This window comes from Thermococcus aciditolerans (assembly GCF_008152015.1).
Taxonomy (GTDB): domain Archaea; phylum Methanobacteriota_B; class Thermococci; order Thermococcales; family Thermococcaceae; genus Thermococcus; species Thermococcus celericrescens.
This window is the reverse complement of the sequence record NZ_CP041932.1, coordinates 2,001,670-2,018,334: the sequence shown is the minus strand read 5'-3', so window position 1 is coordinate 2,018,334 and position 16,665 is coordinate 2,001,670. Positions and strand designations below refer to the sequence as shown.

At 55.9% G+C, this 16,665-nt stretch carries 23 protein-coding genes and 2 pseudogenes; 20 read left to right on the top strand and 5 right to left on the bottom strand.

The window, feature by feature from the left end; genetic code table 11:
* Positions 1–26: 26 nt before the first annotated feature.
* From FPV09_RS11050 to FPV09_RS11015, 8 genes are read left to right on the top strand one after another with little or no spacing between them, the layout of a single operon-like run.
* Entirely contained in the window at positions 27–632 is a 606-nt protein-coding gene (locus FPV09_RS11050; RefSeq protein WP_148883440.1) for a Na+/H+ antiporter subunit E, read from the top strand.
* A complete protein-coding gene (locus FPV09_RS11045; protein ID WP_058938702.1) occupies positions 608–880 on the top strand; it encodes a monovalent cation/H+ antiporter complex subunit F in 273 nt (90 codons plus the stop codon). Before FPV09_RS11050 ends, FPV09_RS11045 begins: the two co-directional genes overlap by 25 nt.
* Positions 873–1,187 carry a monovalent cation/H(+) antiporter subunit G gene (gene mnhG, locus FPV09_RS11040; RefSeq protein ID WP_058938701.1) on the top strand — a complete coding sequence of 105 codons (315 nt, stop codon included), beginning with the start codon at positions 873–875 and terminating at the stop codon, positions 1,185–1,187. The genes FPV09_RS11045 and mnhG overlap by 8 nt, the downstream gene beginning before the upstream one ends.
* Positions 1,168–1,398: a hydrogenase subunit MbhD domain-containing protein gene (locus FPV09_RS11035; protein WP_148883439.1), complete on the top strand. Its 231-nt coding sequence runs from the start codon at positions 1,168–1,170 to the stop codon at positions 1,396–1,398. Before mnhG ends, FPV09_RS11035 begins: the two co-directional genes overlap by 20 nt.
* Positions 1,395–1,637, top strand: coding sequence for a hypothetical protein (locus FPV09_RS11030; RefSeq protein ID WP_148883438.1), 243 nt, complete (start codon positions 1,395–1,397; stop codon positions 1,635–1,637). The genes FPV09_RS11035 and FPV09_RS11030 overlap by 4 nt, the downstream gene beginning before the upstream one ends.
* Complete coding sequence (locus tag FPV09_RS11025; protein WP_148883437.1) at positions 1,634–2,035, top strand: Na(+)/H(+) antiporter subunit B; 402 nt, start codon at positions 1,634–1,636, stop codon at positions 2,033–2,035. Before FPV09_RS11030 ends, FPV09_RS11025 begins: the two co-directional genes overlap by 4 nt.
* Positions 2,028–2,318 (top strand): cation:proton antiporter subunit C, encoded by a 291-nt coding sequence (locus FPV09_RS11020; RefSeq protein ID WP_058938698.1) that lies wholly within the window; start codon positions 2,028–2,030, stop codon positions 2,316–2,318. The genes FPV09_RS11025 and FPV09_RS11020 overlap by 8 nt, the downstream gene beginning before the upstream one ends.
* Positions 2,315–3,817, top strand: coding sequence for a proton-conducting transporter transmembrane domain-containing protein (locus FPV09_RS11015; RefSeq protein WP_148883436.1), 1,503 nt, complete (start codon positions 2,315–2,317; stop codon positions 3,815–3,817). Before FPV09_RS11020 ends, FPV09_RS11015 begins: the two co-directional genes overlap by 4 nt.
* On the opposite strand, the gene FPV09_RS11010 is transcribed toward FPV09_RS11015, so the two are convergent.
* Positions 3,800–4,207 (bottom strand): ACT domain-containing protein, encoded by a 408-nt coding sequence (locus FPV09_RS11010; protein WP_148883435.1) that lies wholly within the window; start codon positions 4,205–4,207, stop codon positions 3,800–3,802. The genes FPV09_RS11015 and FPV09_RS11010 overlap by 18 nt on opposite strands.
* Before the next feature lie 61 nt (positions 4,208–4,268).
* Here FPV09_RS11010 and FPV09_RS11005 point away from each other — a divergent pair, with 61 nt between their 5' ends.
* Together FPV09_RS11005 and FPV09_RS11000 are read left to right on the top strand one after the other, a co-directional pair.
* Positions 4,269–5,417, top strand: coding sequence for a cation:proton antiporter (locus tag FPV09_RS11005; protein WP_168194768.1), 1,149 nt, complete (start codon positions 4,269–4,271; stop codon positions 5,415–5,417).
* Between the two features lie 166 nt (positions 5,418–5,583).
* Positions 5,584–6,057, top strand: a complete 474-nt coding sequence (locus FPV09_RS11000) for a pyruvoyl-dependent arginine decarboxylase (RefSeq protein ID WP_148883433.1) — start codon at positions 5,584–5,586, stop codon at positions 6,055–6,057.
* A 9-nt stretch (positions 6,058–6,066) separates the two neighbouring features.
* Here the strand turns inward: FPV09_RS11000 and FPV09_RS10995 are convergent, their stop codons facing one another.
* Entirely contained in the window at positions 6,067–6,258 is a 192-nt protein-coding gene (locus tag FPV09_RS10995) for a hypothetical protein (RefSeq protein ID WP_210411130.1), read from the bottom strand.
* A 192-nt stretch (positions 6,259–6,450) separates the two neighbouring features.
* Here FPV09_RS10995 and FPV09_RS10990 point away from each other — a divergent pair.
* The 10 genes and pseudogenes from FPV09_RS10990 to FPV09_RS10950 form a co-directional block, all read left to right on the top strand.
* Positions 6,451–6,537: pseudogene (locus FPV09_RS10990) on the top strand (IS607 family transposase); the annotation flags it as partial.
* A complete protein-coding gene (locus FPV09_RS12200) occupies positions 6,534–6,932 on the top strand; it encodes a hypothetical protein (RefSeq protein WP_246112270.1) in 399 nt (132 codons plus the stop codon). The pseudogene FPV09_RS10990 and the gene FPV09_RS12200, both read left to right, overlap by 4 nt.
* Positions 6,932–7,939 carry a transposase gene (locus FPV09_RS10985; protein WP_246112269.1) on the top strand — a complete coding sequence of 336 codons (1,008 nt, stop codon included), beginning with the start codon at positions 6,932–6,934 and terminating at the stop codon, positions 7,937–7,939. Before FPV09_RS12200 ends, FPV09_RS10985 begins: the two co-directional genes overlap by 1 nt.
* Before the next feature lie 40 nt (positions 7,940–7,979).
* Positions 7,980–8,846, top strand: coding sequence for a polyamine aminopropyltransferase (gene speE / locus FPV09_RS10980; protein WP_148883859.1), 867 nt, complete (start codon positions 7,980–7,982; stop codon positions 8,844–8,846).
* A 32-nt stretch (positions 8,847–8,878) separates the two neighbouring features.
* Positions 8,879–9,664, top strand: coding sequence for a UbiA prenyltransferase family protein (locus tag FPV09_RS10975; protein ID WP_148883432.1), 786 nt, complete (start codon positions 8,879–8,881; stop codon positions 9,662–9,664).
* On the top strand, positions 9,665–10,807 hold the full coding sequence (locus FPV09_RS10970) for a glycosyltransferase family 4 protein (protein ID WP_148883431.1): 1,143 nt from the start codon (positions 9,665–9,667) through the stop codon (positions 10,805–10,807).
* A 9-nt stretch (positions 10,808–10,816) separates the two neighbouring features.
* A complete protein-coding gene (locus FPV09_RS10965) occupies positions 10,817–11,530 on the top strand; it encodes a creatininase family protein (RefSeq protein WP_148883858.1) in 714 nt (237 codons plus the stop codon).
* Positions 11,527–12,183 carry a hypothetical protein gene (locus FPV09_RS10960; protein WP_148883430.1) on the top strand — a complete coding sequence of 219 codons (657 nt, stop codon included), beginning with the start codon at positions 11,527–11,529 and terminating at the stop codon, positions 12,181–12,183. The genes FPV09_RS10965 and FPV09_RS10960 overlap by 4 nt, the downstream gene beginning before the upstream one ends.
* Positions 12,184–12,223: 40 nt before the next feature.
* Positions 12,224–13,036 (top strand): hypothetical protein, encoded by an 813-nt coding sequence (locus FPV09_RS10955; protein ID WP_148883857.1) that lies wholly within the window; start codon positions 12,224–12,226, stop codon positions 13,034–13,036.
* Between the two features lie 64 nt (positions 13,037–13,100).
* Positions 13,101–13,253 (top strand): DUF7128 family protein, encoded by a 153-nt coding sequence (locus FPV09_RS10950; RefSeq protein ID WP_240703224.1) that lies wholly within the window; start codon positions 13,101–13,103, stop codon positions 13,251–13,253.
* A 153-nt stretch (positions 13,254–13,406) separates the two neighbouring features.
* Here FPV09_RS10950 and FPV09_RS10945 read toward each other — a convergent pair.
* From FPV09_RS10945 to FPV09_RS10935, 3 genes and pseudogenes are all read right to left on the bottom strand, one after another.
* Positions 13,407–14,715, bottom strand: a pseudogene (locus FPV09_RS10945) (RNA-guided endonuclease InsQ/TnpB family protein).
* Positions 14,716–14,828: 113 nt separating this feature from the next.
* A complete protein-coding gene (locus FPV09_RS10940; protein WP_148883429.1) occupies positions 14,829–15,833 on the bottom strand; it encodes a cell wall-binding repeat-containing protein in 1,005 nt (334 codons plus the stop codon).
* A 45-nt stretch (positions 15,834–15,878) separates the two neighbouring features.
* Complete coding sequence (locus tag FPV09_RS10935) at positions 15,879–16,553, bottom strand: metal-dependent hydrolase (protein WP_148883428.1); 675 nt, start codon at positions 16,551–16,553, stop codon at positions 15,879–15,881.
* Positions 16,554–16,665 lie beyond the last annotated feature (112 nt).

Here is a 16,665-nt window from a genome sequence, read left to right as displayed (position 1 = left end):
TAACCCCTCGTACCCTAAACCACCACATGAGCCGCGTCCCCTTCTACCTAAAGGAGAGGCTGAAGACCCTCAACGAGAGGGTTCTCCACGAAACCTCCGGGGCGTCCGGCCTGCCGCCCTGGGAAAGGGTGGCCCTGACCTGGCTCGCCCTGATGGCGTTCTGGGTCGTCATAACCTCCAGCGTGGAGCCGAGGGACCTCATCACCGGCGCCGTGGTTACCCTCCTTGTGTCGCTCTTCATGCGCGATCTCCTGACCGGAGACGTGAGGAGGAGCGGCCACGTACTCGAGAAAATCCTCTACTTCGCCCTCATCTACCTGCCCCAGTATCTGGTGATAATGGCCTTCCGCCTGCTGGAGAGCAACGTGAAGGTGGCCAGGAACGTAATATTCATGGACATCAACCCGGGCATCGTCAAGATAAGGACCGACCTGCACTCCGACACGGGCGTAACGATACTCGCGAACTCCATAACCTTGACGCCTGGCACCCTTACACTGGACGTCAAGAAGAAGCTCGACGAGACCTACCTCTACGTTCACTGGATAGACCTAGAAACCCTCAACCGGGAGAAGGCCGGGGAAAAAATAAAGGGGGACATAGAGGAATGGCTCAAGAAGGTCTTCTGGTGAGCGCATTCTATCTGCTCGTCTTCACGGCGGTGCTGATAACATACCGCGTGCTCAGGGGACCGACCCTTCCCGACAGGATAGTGGGCCTGAACACCATAACGACGAAGGTGGTGGTGATAATAGCACTGGTCTCCGTCATGAGGGGCGAGTACTACCTGATAGACCTCGCGATAGTCCTGCTCATGGTGAACTCGGTCGGGGGACTGATTCTGGCGAAGTACATGGAAAGGAGGGGTGCCGGTGCTTGAGGTTCTGCTCCTCCTCTTCGGGGAAGCTGTAATGCTCTTCGGGGCCCTCGGGATACTCAGATTTCCCGACGTTTACACCAGACTCCACGCGGCCACAAAATGCGACACTGGAGGGGCGATGAGCATAATCCTCTACCTCATCATCACCATGAACGCCCCCGCCCTGGTGAGGGCCAAACTCCTCGTCCTGGCCTTCCTTATAGCCATGATGAACCCCATGGTGAGCCACGCCCTCGCGAGGGGTGCCTATCGCTACGGGGTCAAGCCAAAAGTCGTGGTGGACATGTATGCTTGGGACAATCCTTGATGTGGTCTTCCTCGCGATGATGATCCTTGCCGTTGCGGTGGTTGAGGAGAGGAACCTGGTCAGTGCGGTCGTTAAATACTCCCTCCTCAGCCTGCTCTTCATCCTGGCACTCTTCGAGCTGAACGCCCCCGACGTAGCCCTCTCCGCAATAGTGGTGGGAGCAATAGTCATAGGGGTGTTCCTCTTCACAATAAAGGGGGTGACGCAGTGAGGGCCGCTGCCGCCGCCCTGACGCTCGCACTGGGCGTTCTGCTCCTCTCGCTGAGCTACTCGCCGCCCTACGGAGGGAGCTACACGTACTACGTCACCCACTGGACGGAGATAAACGTTCCCAACTTAGTGTCGGCGATACTCGCTGGATGGAGGGCCTACGACAGCCTCGGCGAGGCGAGTCTGCTCTTCACGGCCGTCATCGGCTTTTACGTCCTCCTCGGGGGGAAGAAAAAGTGAAGATGAGCACCGTTGTGAGGACGACGACCAAGATGGTGAGCCCATTCCTCGTCACCTACGCGGCCTATCTGATGCTCTACGGCCACGTAAGTCCCGGCGGCGGCTTCCAGGGAGGGGTTATCCTGGCGGTGGCGGTGATACTGCTCATCACCTCACACGGCTACAGCAAAGTCCGGAGGAAGTTCCACTTCAACTGGGCTGGCCTCATAGAGAGCTCCGCCGGTGCGCTGCTGGTGCTCCTCGGAATCGCAGGCCTCGGGCTGGGGGCGTTCTATTCAAACTTCCTGCCGACGGAGGGAGGGATAATCCTGCCTTTCAACGTGATCGTGGGGCTGGAGGTCGGCGCGGCTTTCACGTTCGTCTTCTACATCCTGCTGAGGTGGGTCGAAAGTGATTAGTCCGGAGCATGCTGGAATCCTGATAATGCTCGTTGGAATCTACGGCCTGATGGCCAAAAGGGAGCCGATAAAGCTGGTCCTCTCGATAAACATCGTCTCCCTCGGGCTTGTCCTGTTCTTCATAGGCCTCGCGTACTCCCCCGAAAAGGACGTGCCGATAATGCCAACGGACCCCGTTGACCCGCTCCCGGCAACGCTCATGCTCACCACCCTCGTCGTGGACGTCGCGATAACCTCCCTCGCTCTCGCGGTTATAATGCGGATGGGGGGTGACGGCGAATGATACCCCTGCTGGCCGCGCTGCCCCTGCTGGCTGCTTTCATACTCATGCTCCTCGATGTGCTGAAGGTCAAACGGACCGTAATCAAGGGAGTTTTTCTGCTCGGGGCCCTCCTACCGGTTCCGGTCGTTCTCTTAAATGGGCTTGGTTCGGAGATCGTCGGGGGCTGGGCGCGGGAGGCGGGAATAGAGGTCGCCCTGACGCGGACGAACCTGCCATTTATCGCGGGTGAGCTTGTGCTCTTCATCTTCGTCGCCCTGTACTCCCTGTACTACTTCGATTTCAGGAACAAAAAGACGCCGAAGGTTCTCGCGCTCCTTCTGCTCCTCCACACGGGGCTTATGGGAGCGTTCATAGCACGGGACTTCTTCAATTTCTACATATATTCCGAGATAGCATCTGTATCGGCCTTTGCGCTCGTGGCTTTCTCGGACGAAAAGGGCTCCAAGAGGGCCGCGTTCAGGTACCTCATAATGTCCCTGCTGGCATCGTACCTATTCGTCTTTGCGGTCGGGATAATCTACATGGAGACCGGCTATCTCAACGTCGATCTCGTCAGAGAGAGCGCCGGGCCGTCCAGGGAGCTGAACACCGCCCTGGCACTGGCGTTTACCTCGCTTCTCCTCAAGGCAGGCATCTTCCCGCTCCATTCCTGGCTCCCGGACGCCCACTCGAGCGCGCCGACTCCCGTGAGCGCGGTTCTGAGCGGCGCCGTTGTTAAGGCCCCCGCCTACGGGATGATACTCCTCCTCTCCGCCCTCCCCTCCGGGGAAACCTTCAGGGCGGCCGTGATGGGGGTGGCGGTGGCGTCGATATTCTTCGGCATCGCCGGGGCGCTCTTCCAGCAGAATGCGAAACGCTTCTTAGCGTACTCCACGGTCTCCCAGATGGGCTACGTCCTCCTCGGCGTTGGGAGCCTCAACTTCCTCGGCGCGGCGTACTACGCGATGGCACACTCCATATTCAAGGGAGGCCTGTTCCTTGCGGTGGGTTCGCTCGGGAGGGAGAGCAGAAAGCTCGGGGAGTTCGGCTACAGGAACGCGCCCGTTATGGCCGTTTCAGTCCTCACCCTCAGCCTCGCGATAGGGGGCATCGGACCATTCGTGGGAGCCTACGGCAAGGAACTGCTCTACGAAAGTCTGTCGGGCCCCTGGAAGCTCGCCGTCCCATTGGGAAGCATCGGGACACTCACTTCCTTCGCAAAACTGAACCACCATCTGAGACGGGGTGAGGCCCCGGGAATGCCCGCGGCATGGAAGCTGTCGTCGCTTGGCCTGGCGCTGGCGGCCCTCCTAACCGGCGTTTACCTTGGAGCAAGAGTAAATCCCCGGGACGTCCTGTATCTATCCTCCGCGCTCCCCCTCTTTGCACTCCTGAAGTGGCTAGGGGTTCTCGGCAGGAGCCCAGGGGTCGGCCCCAGGGAAATCGGGAGGGATGTGAACATCCTCACCGCGGTCTTCGTGATGATGACCATAGCCATGATTCTACTCCAGGGGGTTTAGATGAACCTCCTTCACCTCGGACAGGGAGGCGAGCTCATTTTTCAGGCCGTCCAGGGTTGTGCTCATCCCGCTCACGTCCACTACCGCGACGATGCCGGCCAGTCCGATGGCACCGAGCTCCTCCGACTCGCTGAAGAGTATGTTGACCCCGTGCCTGCCGAAGAGACCGCTGATCCTTGCCAGAACCCCCGGACGGTCCTCCACAACGAGCTCAACCTCTACGAGCTTCTTTCCAGGCAGGGCCACCCTTTCCAGGTGAACCTCCTTGAGGTCGGTGTCTATCTCGAGGAGGAAATATGCGCCCTCCACCACGCCAAGCTCGTAGGCGTAATCCCGGGGCAGCTCAACCTTGCCGTTCTCCTTGATCCTGACTATCTCATAGTGCCTCATGACAGCTAATTCGCATGGGACAATAAAAGGATTTTTAAAATCCGCCGCCCATAAGGGAACCATGGAAATCATAGGCTACGTCTTTGTAATCATAGCTTTCGCAAGACTGCTCGCCGAGGGATTCGAGAGGCTGGGCTACCCGGGCTTCCTCGGTGAAATCACCGCGGGAATGATCCTGAGCGCCATCCTGGTAAACATGCCCAGGGACCAGATGGCCCTGCTGGCGGAGCTGGGCCTGTTCTTCCTCATGATATCCGCGGGCCTGGAGGTGACCCCCGAGGAGCTTCACTACGCGGGGAGGAGAACCCTGCCTCTCTATATCCTCACGTACGGGGTGATGTTCCTCACGACGATTCCATTCACCGGGGGACGCGTCGGCCCGGACAACGTCATAACCGCGGCAATACTGTCAATAGCATCGGCCCCGATAGTGCTCCGGCTCAAGAGGTTCTTCGGGAGCGACTTTCTCCACGTGGCTCTCTCCTACGCGGTGATAAGCGAGATATTCGGGCTGTTCCTCGTTTACATGGTCATAAGGTTTAACGAGAACCCCGGCGACTACGGGCCGATACTGTCGAGCGTGCTGAAGGACCTCGCCTTCGTGGGGACCCTGCTCTACATCAACTACCTCCTCGGCATAAAGCAGAAGGTCCGCATAATACGCTTCCTCCGCAGGCTCAAGAGCGATGAGGCCGTTTTCGGACTGTTCATGGTGTTCTCCACATCCCTCGCATTCATCAGCGAGGAGATAGGAATGCACTTCAGCATAGGCGGCTTCCTCGCCGGTTTGATGATGCACAGCGACCTCGTCGGTACCAAGCAGTACGACAGGCTGACCACGATAGTCAGCGGAGTCACCTACGGAATCTTCGCCCCGATATTCTTCGCCTGGCGTGGTTTGAACTTCGAAACAGAGCTGTCCTTCGTGGTGATAGAGTTCTTCGCCGCGATATACGCGGTGAGGCTAACGCTGTCGGTTCTGGCCGTGAGAAAGACAGATCTCTCCACGAGCCTCGTCAGGGGCGCTGGCATAGCGAGCTTCGGTGTCCTCGGCCTCCTCATCGGCGAGATAGGTTTCGTCTCGGGAGTTCTAAGCGAGCACATGTACGCCATGGCATCCCTCGCCAGCGTGCTCGGCATATTCGCCTCCGCAACCCTCGGAAGGGTCGTGAACCACCATCAGAAAAAGAGGTCCAGCAGTGCCGCATAGTGCTCAATCCTGCTTCACCTCTGAGGTCTGGCCACGAGGCGGGCCATCAGAGGTTCTTTCAGATATAGCGAAACGTTTTTAAGCCGCCCGCAGAGTAGCGAGTAAGTGAACCATTGCTTTGCCGTATAATCGCCATATACGTGAGAGAAGAAAGGAGGAAGCTGAGATGAGCTGGACAACTCCCAAGAGGGCTTTTATAGGTGCTGCCGCCGCAGAGGGCGGAACCAAGCTGAACGCATTTGACAACGCACTCCTCAAGCTGGGCATAGGGAACGTTAACCTCGTCAGGCTGAGCAGCGTCATTCCGGCGCACATAGAGTGGATCGACGAGGTTCACGACGTGCCGATAGGCATGCTCCTCCCGACGGTCTACGCCCACATCGAGAGCGACGAACCCGGGATGACCATAAGCGCTGCCCTTGGAATCGGCATCAGCGAGAACAACGAGGGCGGTCTCATCTACGAGTACAGCGGCTACTGCACGAAGGAAGAGGCCGAAGAGATGGTAAGGAAGATGGTTGAGGAGGGCTTCGCCGTCCGCGGCTGGAAGCTGGCGGAGTTCAAGGTCGCGAGCGCCAGCGCAACCGTCAAAGACAAGCCCGCCGCGGCGCTGGCCGTCGTGGTGATGTTCCCCTACTGAGCCCTTTTTTCATACTTTCTCAATTTCCAGGAGGACGTACTCTCCGGGGGAGATTTTCTCGAAAAGCATGTTGTACCTGGCCCTATCCTTCGTTGCCCAGACGTCGATGTACTCACCTCTGCCGACAGGGCGAACGTTCATCCACAGAACCTCAAACCCAGCCCTCTGAACGGCACTCCTCAGTATTCCCCTGATGTGCATTCCCGGCTCAAAACGACCTCCACTGTGGCCCTTACTTTTTTTCTTTTGAAAGCCTCGCCGTTCACGACGGGGATGCAGTAAACTGCCCAACAAGCCTTTGAGCAGGAAAGCAACACTCTTTTAAGGCTTAAAATCCATACCATACTTTGAAATGAAGCGAACGGTAACCCTAAGACTCTAGCCTTCAAAGGAGCAGGAAAACTCTATGGAATGCGTTCGCACAAATACAAAAAACTCAAGGAAGGCGTGAAAAAGCTCATCGAGGAGGTTGAGGATTGAAAATAGTCCTTACCTACAGGATGATGCACGACTGGAACGTTGGGGAACTCCTCACCAAGTATCAAAAACTCCTCCAGAGAGCGATTGACAAGATTTGGGAGAACACGACTTGGAAAGAGAAGAAAGTTAAACACCGTTACTCCATCGGAAAGAAGGGATACAAGTATTACGAGACAACCCGAGTAATCCCCTACTTTCCAAAGTCCAGTGAGTTCAAGAGAGAACTGAGGAATGAACTCCTCAAAAATTGGCCCTTCGCAAAACACTACGTTGATTCTGCGATAAAGACAGCATGCTCAATCCTTGAGAGCTGGAGACAGAACTATCTCAAGGGAAGGCGGAAGATGAGAAAACCAGTCGTGAAGAGAAAGTTCGTGCGAGTTAAAACAACCTAATGAAGGTTGAAGGTTCAAAAATCAGAGTAACCGTCAAACCAAGGGAAGAATACCTTGAACTCGACTATTCTGGCGAGTGGTTCTATGAGAGGATTAAAGACTGGAAGGTTGGCGAGTTAATAATCAGAGGAAAGGACGTTTACCTGACTTTCTCAAAAGAGGTTGAATTTGACAAGAAAATTAAAATCGGAATTGACAGCAACCTGATGAGTCTCGACGTTTACCACTCTGAACGGGGCTGGATTAAGGTTGACTTGAGTGAACTGCACAGGATTTCGGAAACCTATGACAGGATTATTGACAGACTCAAGAGCGTCCAGAGGAAGGCTCCAAAGAGGATTTCAATACTCCTCAAGAAGTATTATGCCCGCAGGAGAAACAGGATTGAGGATTTCCTCAACAAGTTGGCTGTTCAATTAGCGAGGGAATTCCCCGATGCGGTTTTCGTCTTCGAGGATTTGAACAAGTTTAAAATGCTGGAGAACGGTTCGAGAAAGTTCAACCGTAAATTATCCCGTTCGACTTGGGGTAAAATTGTCCAAAAACTCTCTTACCGTGTTCCAATTGAACTGGTCAATCCTGCTGGCACTTCCTCCACCTGCCCGGTGTGTGGGAGTAAGTTGGAGTCCCGAAACGGGCTGGTGGGGTGTTCCAACTGCGGGTTTAAGGCCGATAGGCAGTTCGTTGGGGCGTTTAATGTTTTCCTTCGGGGACTTGGGGTCGCCCTGAGCGGGGGTGAGGCCAGTGATTTACTCCCCGATGAACCCGGAGGGGAGTTGAGGCTGATGAACCCCAAGTCCGTCGTGAGGGTGGACTTAAGGGGGAGGACTTTTACTCATGTTCCCCCTAAAAACTCACGACGGACAGACCCCGTATCTGATCCATCCTCGATTCCATCCCTCGCCAGCTCGAGTTTTCGAGCCAGCTCGCGCCTTATCCTCGGATTCATCACCCGTAGTCTCCAGGGGAGCTCTTATAAAAATTTCTTCGGTGGGGAAGAACCTTAAGCTTTAAAACCCCGTGCCCTACCTAAGGGCGGTGAGACTCATGGGATACAACGAGAAGGAAAGGGCTTTCATCGAATGGTACCCTCGCGGTTACGGCGTTGGCTTCAAGGTCAAGCAGCGCATCTTTGAGACGCAGACGGAGTACCAGCGCCTCGAAATTTATGAAACAGAGGGTTTCGGCAAGCTGCTCGTCCTCGACGGTACGGTTCAGCTCGTCGAAGTTGGGGAGGAGAGCTACCACGAGGCCCTCGTTCACCCGGTCATGCTCGCCCACCCGAACCCGAGGAGAGTGCTCGTCATAGGGGGAGGCGACGGCGGCACGTTGAGGGAAGTCCTCAGGCACAAAACGGTTGAAAAGGCCACGATGGTGGAGATAGACGAGGGCGTCGTCGAGGCCTCCTACCTCTACCTTGACGTTGCCTCGGAACTCCTGGACAGGCTCATAAAGAAGGAAGAGCCAAGGGGAGAGCTCATCATCGGCGACGGGGTGAGGTACCTGAAGGAGACCGACGAGCGTTTCGACGTCATAATAGTTGACTCCACAGACCCCGTCGGCCCAGCGAAGCTTCTATTCAGCGAGGAGTTCTACAGAAGCGCCTACGAGAAGCTCAACGAGAGGGGCCTCTACATCACTCAGGCGGGAAGCGTCTATCTCTTCACGAACGAACTCCTCGACGCTTACAGGGCGATGAAGAAGGTCTTCGACAGGGTTTACTACTTCAGCTTCCCAGTTATAGGCTACGCATCACCCTGGAGCTTCCTGGTCGGTGTGAAGGGCGACATCGATTTCAGGAAGGTCGACGTCGAGAGGGGAAGGGAGCTCGAGCTCTACTACTACGACCCGGAGAGGCACGAGACCCTCTTCCAGATGCCCAAATACGTCAGGGACCTCCTTGAGAGGGCCTGACGACTTTTCTAAAACTTTTTGGAGGTACTGCCATGTTCCGTGCGGTTATCAGAAACGCTCGAATCCTCGATGGGAGGGCATTCATAGGCATGGGCCTCCTGGGTCTCGCGTTCAGTTTGGGGGCCACCCCCGATGTCACCCGTGTGCTCGTGTTCCTGATTTCACTCGCCCTCTACGTGGCCTATGCCTTCGCGATAAACAACTGCTTCGACGCGGATACCGACTCGATAAACCCGAGAAAGAGGGAGAAAAACCCCATCGCCAGCGGCGAGCTGAGCTTTAGGGCGGGGATTGCCTCTTCCATCGCCATGGCACTGCTGGGGCTGATGCTTGCTAGCAACCTCGGGACGGGGGAGCTGGTGGTGTACGCGTCGATGATCTTACTGGCGACCGTCTATTCGGCTCCGCCGAGGCTCAAGGCGCGGCCGGTGGCGGACGTTCTCTCCCACGGCATCTTCTTTGGAGCCCTGCCCTTCCTCTACGGGGCCTACCTCGACGGCTCAGTCACGGCGGAGGAGTGGAGCATCGCCGCCGCGGTGTTCCTCTATTCCCTGGCCCTCGAGCTCAGGAACCACCTGGAGGACTACGAGAGCGACCTTAAAGCTGGCCTCAGGACGACGCCGATAGTCATCGGCAGGAGGCTCTCGGAGACCCTCGTTGCCATCTTTTCGGCGGGGGCAGTGGGGCTGGCCCTCGCGGGAGCACAGCCCACCCTGGGTCTCCTCGGAATCGCCGTCTACGGTCTCCGCACCAATTACCGACTCATAGACGCTGCGATGGTTGCGATCCTGGTTCTCAGGGCATCAGGGGTGGTGTGATTGCGGATAGCACTGGTGAGCGACTGGTACTACCCCAAGATAGGCGGCGTTGCAAGTCACATGCATCACCTGGCCCTAAAGCTCAGGGAGAGGGGATACGAGGTTGCCGTGGTCACGAACGACAAGAAAACGGGGAAGGAAGAAGAGCTGGAGGCGAAAGGAATCGAACTCGTAAAAATCCCTGGAGTCATCAGCCCGGTCCTTGAGGTAAACCTCTCCTACAGCCTGAAATCCACAGGGGAACTCAACGAGTTCCTGGAAGATTTCGACGTTATCCACTCGCACCACGCATTCACCCCGCTGGCCCTGAAGGCCGTGAAGGCCGGCAGGGGAATGGGGAAGGCGACTTTACTCACAACCCACAGCATATCCTTCGCCCACGAATCCAGGCTCTGGGAGGCCCTCGGCCTGACGTTCCCCCTCCTCAGCAGGTACCTGAAGTATCCCCACGAGATAATAGCCGTCAGCAGGGCTGCGGAGGCGTTCATAAGGCACTTCACGGACGCTCCGGTGAGAGTCATCCCTAACGGGGTTGACGATGACGTCTTCAGGCCCCTCAGCGACAGGGAAAAGGAGCGTGTTAAGGAGGAGCTCGGCATCGAGGGAGACGTTGTCCTCTACGTGAGCAGGATGTCGCCGAGAAAGGGCCCCCACGTCCTCTTAAACGCCTTCTCAGGAATAACCGACGCAACGCTCGTCATGGCGGGTTCCGGAGAGATGCTCCCGTTCCTGAGGGCACAGGCGAAGTTTCTCGGGATAGAAGACAGGGTTCGCTTCCTGGGATACGTCGATGGCTCCCTCCTCCCGAGGCTCTTCGGCATGGCCGACGTTTTCGTCCTTCCCTCCACCACGGCGGAGGCCTTCGGGATAGTAATCCTGGAGGCCATGGCCGCGGGGGTTCCAGTGGTCGCCACGGACGTTGGAGGAATCCCGGAGATAATCAGGAACAGCGAGAGCGGGCTTCTGGTTTCCCCGGGCAACGAACTCGAGCTGAGAAACGCCATTCAAAAGCTCCTCCTTGACGAAGACCTCAGGAGACGGTTCGGAAACAACGGCAGAAGGGCCGTCGAGGAGCGCTACTCATGGAAAAAGGTCACCGAGGGCATAGAAAAGGCTTATGAGAACGTGATGCAAAACCTGTAGGGGATGAGAATGAGGCTCGAAGAACTCACCTGGCCGGATTTTGATGAGGTTAAACGACGGGTTGATACCGTTGTTATCCCCGTTGGGAGCGTTGAAGCCCACGGGAGACACCTCCCACTGGGGACCGACACCTTCGCCCCGCTCGAGATAGCGAAGCGCGTGGACGAGAGGGTCAGGGAGCTTGGCCGCGATGTTCTGATAGCCCCTCCAGTCTGGTACGGACACACGTTCGTTCTCAACGTTTACCCCGGAACGATAAACGTGGGGGGCGATGCCTTCAAAGCATACATGCACGGAATAATGCGCGAGTTTGCGGCCGAGGGGTTCAGAAGGATAGTCCTCCTCAACGGGCACGGCGGCAACTACTCGCCGCTGGTTCTGGCGGCGGAAGAGGTGGCCGAGGAGTTTCCCGATGTTGAGGTCTGGCTCATCAACTGGTGGATAGACTTCAGGGAGGACGTTCTTTCGATATGCTCGAGCCAGGGGCACGCTGGCCAGGACGAGACCTCAGTCATCCTGGCCATAAGGCCAGAGCTCGTTAAGATGGAGCGGGCCACAGGAGGGAAGAGCAAATCAAAGGTAAGGCGCATAAGGAGAGACATCGGTCTGGAGCTGTTCCCCGACGGGGTGAACGACGACCCATCCCTCGCCACCGCCGAGAAGGGAGAGGCCATACTCAGCGTGGTGAGTGAGAAGATAGCCCGCCTGCTGGTGGGTGAATGATAATGGGGAAGGAAGAAGTCCTCGCCGAGATAGACAGGCGCATAAAGCGCCTCGAAGCAGAAATTCAAATGGCGGAGGACAGGATTAGATACCTGGAGGAGATAGGCGCTCCCGTGAGGTACCGCGCCCTCCAGAGGAAGGACTACACGGTGTACTACCTCGTCTTCATGGGGATCTGGATGCTCATCGGAACTCTGGCCCTGCTCCTCATGAGGAACCGCCTCCCCTACTCCTTCAACGTCCCCCTGCTCCCTTACATCGTCATCGCCCTGGTTCTCCTGGCCGCGCCCGCGGTGTACCTGCTCTGGAGCGGGAGGGAGAAGCCGAAAACCCCGATGGAGGAGTTCGAGGAGAGGGAGCGGCTCGCAAGGGACGTTCTAACGCGGTTCTACCGGCCGCTGAGAGAGGCCGTCGAAAAGGATGACCGGGAGACGATGCGGGCCATAGCCGAGGAGCTGCTGAACAACCCGGTTCTTGCGGGCTCTGTGGAGGAGATGGCCGAGGGGGACCCGAAGCTCATGGCCTACGCACTCTACCTCTATTCAAACTACTCCCCGGAGCTGGTGGAGGAGGTTAGGGAGACGGCGGGGAGGCTCAGCAACAAACCCCTGAAAGCCCTCCTCTCCGGACTGGTGGAGGGAAGCGAGGGCTAAAGGTTATAACCATTTCGCCGTTCTTTTTTCGGTGAGGCGATTGAGGCTAGAAGTCCTTAGCAGGGAGGATATGAACGCCCTCTCCAGGGAGCTGAGCAGGGCGGGGATAATGAACAGAACCAGGGAGGATGTCCACCCACAGATATCACACTACGTCGTCATAGAAGGAACTTACGCCGAGCTCCTCGAGAAAGCGGAGGGGATAGAGCCCGTTGAGGCTGCCCTGGATGAGCTCAGATTCGCGTATGAAGAGATAACCCGAGACTGGAAAGTAGGGGAGAATAAGAGCCTGGAGAAGCTCTTTGACGAGTCGGACCTCGGAAAGCTGATAGTTGTCACGGCTCTTATAGAGACTGGGGCCGTTGCCGAGGAAGACGGAACGCTCGTTCTGAACGAAATGGTGCCCCTGGACGTCCTCAGAGTGGAGCTGCGCTTCCCCATAGACGATATCGAGGAGTACCTGGAGGACATAGAGGAGCGCTTTAAAACGGGCATGGTGACGGAGTACACCCTCGAAAAGAGATACTTCGTCGAGGTTATGGAGGTTGACAGGGAGCTGGTCGAAGAGGCGCTTGAGATAGCGAAGGAGTACGCCACGGAGGAGAGCGTGGTCGAGGCGATGTTCGACGGCATAGCCCGCTCGGTTCTGGCGGACGTCATACTCGAGCTGGCCGAGAGGCACAGACGCAAGAACGAACTGATGGAGGCCATAATGGAGAGGGAGCCGATAGTCGTTGAGGGCGAGCGCGAGAGGGTGAACATATACTTCGACGAAGATGCCATAGAGGATTTCCTCAAGGAGCTCCAGAGCCTCGGCTACCTGAAGGTGAAGGGCAACAGGATATGGGTCTGATTCCCCTCTCCTCCCCTATCCCTCCGTAAAATTTTAAAATGACTTTTCTCACCTAGGTCCGGAGGTGGTGGAAGTGGCGGAGCTGAAGGCGGTTATCTTCCACGACCGCGACGGCACCCGCTACTACCGCTGCCCGCGCTGCGGAATGCTCTTCAGAACATCCAAGGACTACACCAGGCACGTGAACAGGGCCCACGGGCACCTGTTCCGGAAGTGATCCCCTATTCTCCCGCCATTTTCTCAGTTTCGGTTCTTTAACATCCCGCGGGATGAGGAGAACGGCCAGGACTGAAAAAAGTGATGAGCGGCAGGGCTTTCCGACCCTGACCTCCTCCCCGCCCTGAAGGGCGAGGGTTCCAACAAAGAACCCCTACCCAACTGGCGAGGGGGTTTGAGGGGTCTCATTCAGACCCAAGGTAAAGTGGGTCTTCGACCCCTCTGGGGCGGTCTTGCCCCAGTTACCCCTCCTCTGAGCGTGAAGACCGCTCAGATTCGGGGTTATTGTTTTCACAGCCTTCTTCAAAATGTTAAACGCTCCAACGAGGTCTGCATTCATGACAACGCCCTCTCTGTGGCACTCAAATAAACCTCTAACAAAACGAGCGTTAGAATAGCGTTGGCCACAGAGAGGACAAACCTGAGAAGTGAAAGCCTCATTCACGACTTCAACACGAATACCATACTCTTCGGCAACTTCAGTGAGGCGTTTAATCACGTAATTGAACCGCCATACATGAGAGAGGAGGAAGTTCTGCTTACTGCTCTTGTCAGAATTCCTCGCTATTCCCTTTGGATAACCAATTACAATCTTCGAAACTCCAAGCTCGTAAAGTCTTCTCACGGTTTGCCTTACCGCCGTGTTAATGTAGTGTTTTGCCTGTAGTTTTGCCTTTTCATGCATTCTTTTGAGTTTTCTACTCGTTTTGGCTCCATTTTTATTGAGTTTGGACTGATATTCAGCAATCTTTTTCCTCCAATAAAAATCAATGCTCTTGAGTGGCCTTCCATTCACGAGGAAGCTTTCTCCGTTTTCAAGGTAGATTGCCATTAAATTGTTTACCCCAAGGTCTATCCCCGCCGAAAGGTTTCCTTTTGGAGTTCTTGGGAGTGTAACCCATTCTTCACCTTCGAGTTTTTCCTCCACCGTAAAGCTCAAGTGGGCATACCATTTTCTCTTAACGGGGTCGAAAGTGATTTCTAACCGCCCCTGCTTGCCCTTTAAGTGGATTCTTCCTTTAAACTGGATTTCGAGTCTTCCAAACTTACCAAGTCTTCTTAACTCGATAACGTTTCCCTTGATTTTGTACTGGTCGTTTCTTAGGGGGATAACGAAGAGTTTTCTGCCGTTCTTCCCCCTGACGAATTTTGGTGGTTTCGGTTTCAGCCAGGAGGGTAATTCTCCCTTCTTTTTCTTCCTGTTGAGGGAGAAGAAACTTCTCCACGCTTCGGCATTTTTTCTTGCTAATTGTTGAACTGTCGAGCCTCCAATCCAGTTTTTGAACTCGTGGTAAGCCTCTCTTTCTGTTCCATTAAAGTCTATTTTACCGAATTCTTTGAACTGTTTGAGCCTTTGGTAATTGAGCCTGTTCCAGATTACTGCTGTGGCGTAAGCTAATTCAAAAAAGGATTTTTTCCTGCTCTTTTGAGGGTTGAAGTTTGACCGTTACTGCTCGCTTCATTTCAAAACATGGTATTGTTCTTAGGCTTTAAAAGAGTGTTGCTTTCCTACTTAATGGTCGATTTGTTGGACACCGTACCTCACCCTAAAGGGCGAGCTTGAAAAAGAGAAAAGTCACTCTCGGATTATTATTTCCTTCGTGAGCTTCACGATGAAGGTCTTCCCAACCTTTTCCCTCTCAACCAGCTGCTTCTTCTCCAGCTCCTGGATGATCCTGCTTATCGTCGGCCTCGAGTAGCCCGTCAGCTCCGGCAGTTCCTCCTGCTTGACAGTACCGCCTTTCTCAAGTATGGCGTTCACGACTATGCGCTCCTTCTCGGTCAGCACCTCTATGGGCACCCTGTTGGCGAACCACTTCTTCTTGGCGTAGTAGAGCGAAACCGGAACCGCCACGGCCAGTGAGAGCAGCACCGCGGCCGCTATCATCACCCAGTTGGTCTCCTTGGGCTGGGCGGGTATCTCTATCTCAAGGTTCTCACGGACCCAGTAGGTCTGGTAGCCCATCGCCTCTATCTTCCTCTGGACGTCCTTGGACATGCCAGCGCCCATGAGCTCGACGAGGTCCGGATGGAGCTTCTGTATGGCGTCGGCGGTTGAGTCGGAGAGGGCATCCTCCTGGGTCAGGAGGAAGGGGTATCCGTATATCATGGCCCACCTCGCGGCAGCGAGGGCCGAGCCGTAGTCGCTGGAGCTGGCGACGACGACCGTGTCGTGTCCGTTGGGATAGAAGTGCAGCGCCAGCTTTGCCGCCGTTTCCGTCCTAACCGCGCCGCCTATCCTCTCGACTATGAAGCCCATCTTAAGGAGCTCATCCTGAACCTTGTCGCTGATGGCCTGTGAGTCACCGATTATAAGGACGTGGTTCCAGCCGAACTGGGCGTAGCTCTGGAGCTGGGCGATTGTTCCGGGATCGAGTTCCTCGCGGTTCACGGGCAGTATCGGGACGTCCAGCATCTTGGCGTAGGGGAGAGCAATGATATAATCGATTAAATCATCGTTTCTCACGATTATAAGGTCGTACTTTGGCCCCTCCTTCGTATCCTGTGCGGAGGAGAGAGGAAGCATGAAGGATGAGAACACTAGCAGGATGAGCGTCAGAGCAACGGCCCGTTTAACCATTCCATCACCTGAAAAAAGGGTAGGAAAAGGCCCTTAAAAGGTTTTTCAAAGCTCCAGGGTTTCGCCGGGTTCGAGAATTACGACCTGCGCTTTGTCCCCAACCAGCCTCCTGAACTCCCCGGGGTCCGCCGCTATCGGGGGCCAGGTGTTGTAGTGCATCGGCACGACCTTCCTCGGCTTCAGGAACTCCACAGCCTTGGCGGCCTCGCGCGGTCCCATCGTGAAGTGGCCGCCTATGGGAAGCAGGGCAACGTCTATCGGCCCGTAGAGCTCGGCGAAGAGCTCCATGTCCCTGAAGACGAAGGTGTCGCCGGCGTGGTAAATCCTGACGCCGTCGAGCTCGATTATGTAGCCGCAGGCGCTTCCTATGCTGTACTTGCCGTCGCTGCTGGAGTGCCAGGCTGGAACCTGGACGATCTTGACCCCGTCAACCTCCGTCGGACCGTAGTTCATTCCGATGGTAGTTATGCCGCTCTCGCTCTCAACGAGATAGTTGGCTATGTCGTACATGGCGACTATCTTCGCCCCGGTTCTCCTGGCTATCGCCGCCGCATCACCGATGTGATCGCCGTGGGCGTGGGTCACGAGTATCAGGTCCGCCTCAACATCCTCAGGCTTGGCGGCAGCTGCAGGATTGCCCGTCAGGAACGGGTCTATCAGAATCCTCTTGCTCCCCTCTATCAGAAAGGCAGCGTGGCCCAGAAACCTCACCTTCACCATGAAACCACCCCCGCGGATATAATAACCTGGACTAACTTAAGTCTTTCGGGTTGTGGCCGGGACAAACATCACCAAACGGTACGGCCACTCGTCCCCAGCTCAAATTACGAGG

What these genes read in the sequence shown, in the direction of transcription:
- FPV09_RS11000 (WP_148883433.1), top strand. Translation starts at nt 5,584, where the DNA reads ATGAGCTGGACAACTCCCAAGAGGGCTTTTATAGGTGCTGCCGCCGCA.
- FPV09_RS10960 (WP_148883430.1), top strand. Translation starts at nt 11,527, where the DNA reads ATGATAATGGGGAAGGAAGAAGTCCTCGCCGAGATAGACAGGCGCATA.
- FPV09_RS11015 (WP_148883436.1), top strand. Translation starts at nt 2,315, where the DNA reads ATGATACCCCTGCTGGCCGCGCTGCCCCTGCTGGCTGCTTTCATACTC.
- FPV09_RS10940 (WP_148883429.1), bottom strand. Translation starts at nt 15,833, where the DNA reads ATGGTTAAACGGGCCGTTGCTCTGACGCTCATCCTGCTAGTGTTCTCA.
- FPV09_RS10995 (WP_210411130.1), bottom strand. Translation starts at nt 6,258, where the DNA reads ATGCACATCAGGGGAATACTGAGGAGTGCCGTTCAGAGGGCTGGGTTT.
- FPV09_RS10935 (WP_148883428.1), bottom strand. Translation starts at nt 16,553, where the DNA reads ATGGTGAAGGTGAGGTTTCTGGGCCACGCTGCCTTTCTGATAGAGGGG.
- FPV09_RS11045 (WP_058938702.1), top strand. Translation starts at nt 608, where the DNA reads ATGGCTCAAGAAGGTCTTCTGGTGAGCGCATTCTATCTGCTCGTCTTC.
- FPV09_RS10985 (WP_246112269.1), top strand. Translation starts at nt 6,932, where the DNA reads ATGAAGGTTGAAGGTTCAAAAATCAGAGTAACCGTCAAACCAAGGGAA.
- FPV09_RS11035 (WP_148883439.1), top strand. Translation starts at nt 1,168, where the DNA reads ATGCTTGGGACAATCCTTGATGTGGTCTTCCTCGCGATGATGATCCTT.
- FPV09_RS11050 (WP_148883440.1), top strand. Translation starts at nt 27, where the DNA reads ATGAGCCGCGTCCCCTTCTACCTAAAGGAGAGGCTGAAGACCCTCAAC.
- speE (WP_148883859.1), top strand. Translation starts at nt 7,980, where the DNA reads ATGGGATACAACGAGAAGGAAAGGGCTTTCATCGAATGGTACCCTCGC.
- FPV09_RS10965 (WP_148883858.1), top strand. Translation starts at nt 10,817, where the DNA reads ATGAGGCTCGAAGAACTCACCTGGCCGGATTTTGATGAGGTTAAACGA.
- FPV09_RS10975 (WP_148883432.1), top strand. Translation starts at nt 8,879, where the DNA reads ATGTTCCGTGCGGTTATCAGAAACGCTCGAATCCTCGATGGGAGGGCA.
- FPV09_RS11005 (WP_168194768.1), top strand. Translation starts at nt 4,269, where the DNA reads ATGGAAATCATAGGCTACGTCTTTGTAATCATAGCTTTCGCAAGACTG.
- FPV09_RS11010 (WP_148883435.1), bottom strand. Translation starts at nt 4,207, where the DNA reads ATGAGGCACTATGAGATAGTCAGGATCAAGGAGAACGGCAAGGTTGAG.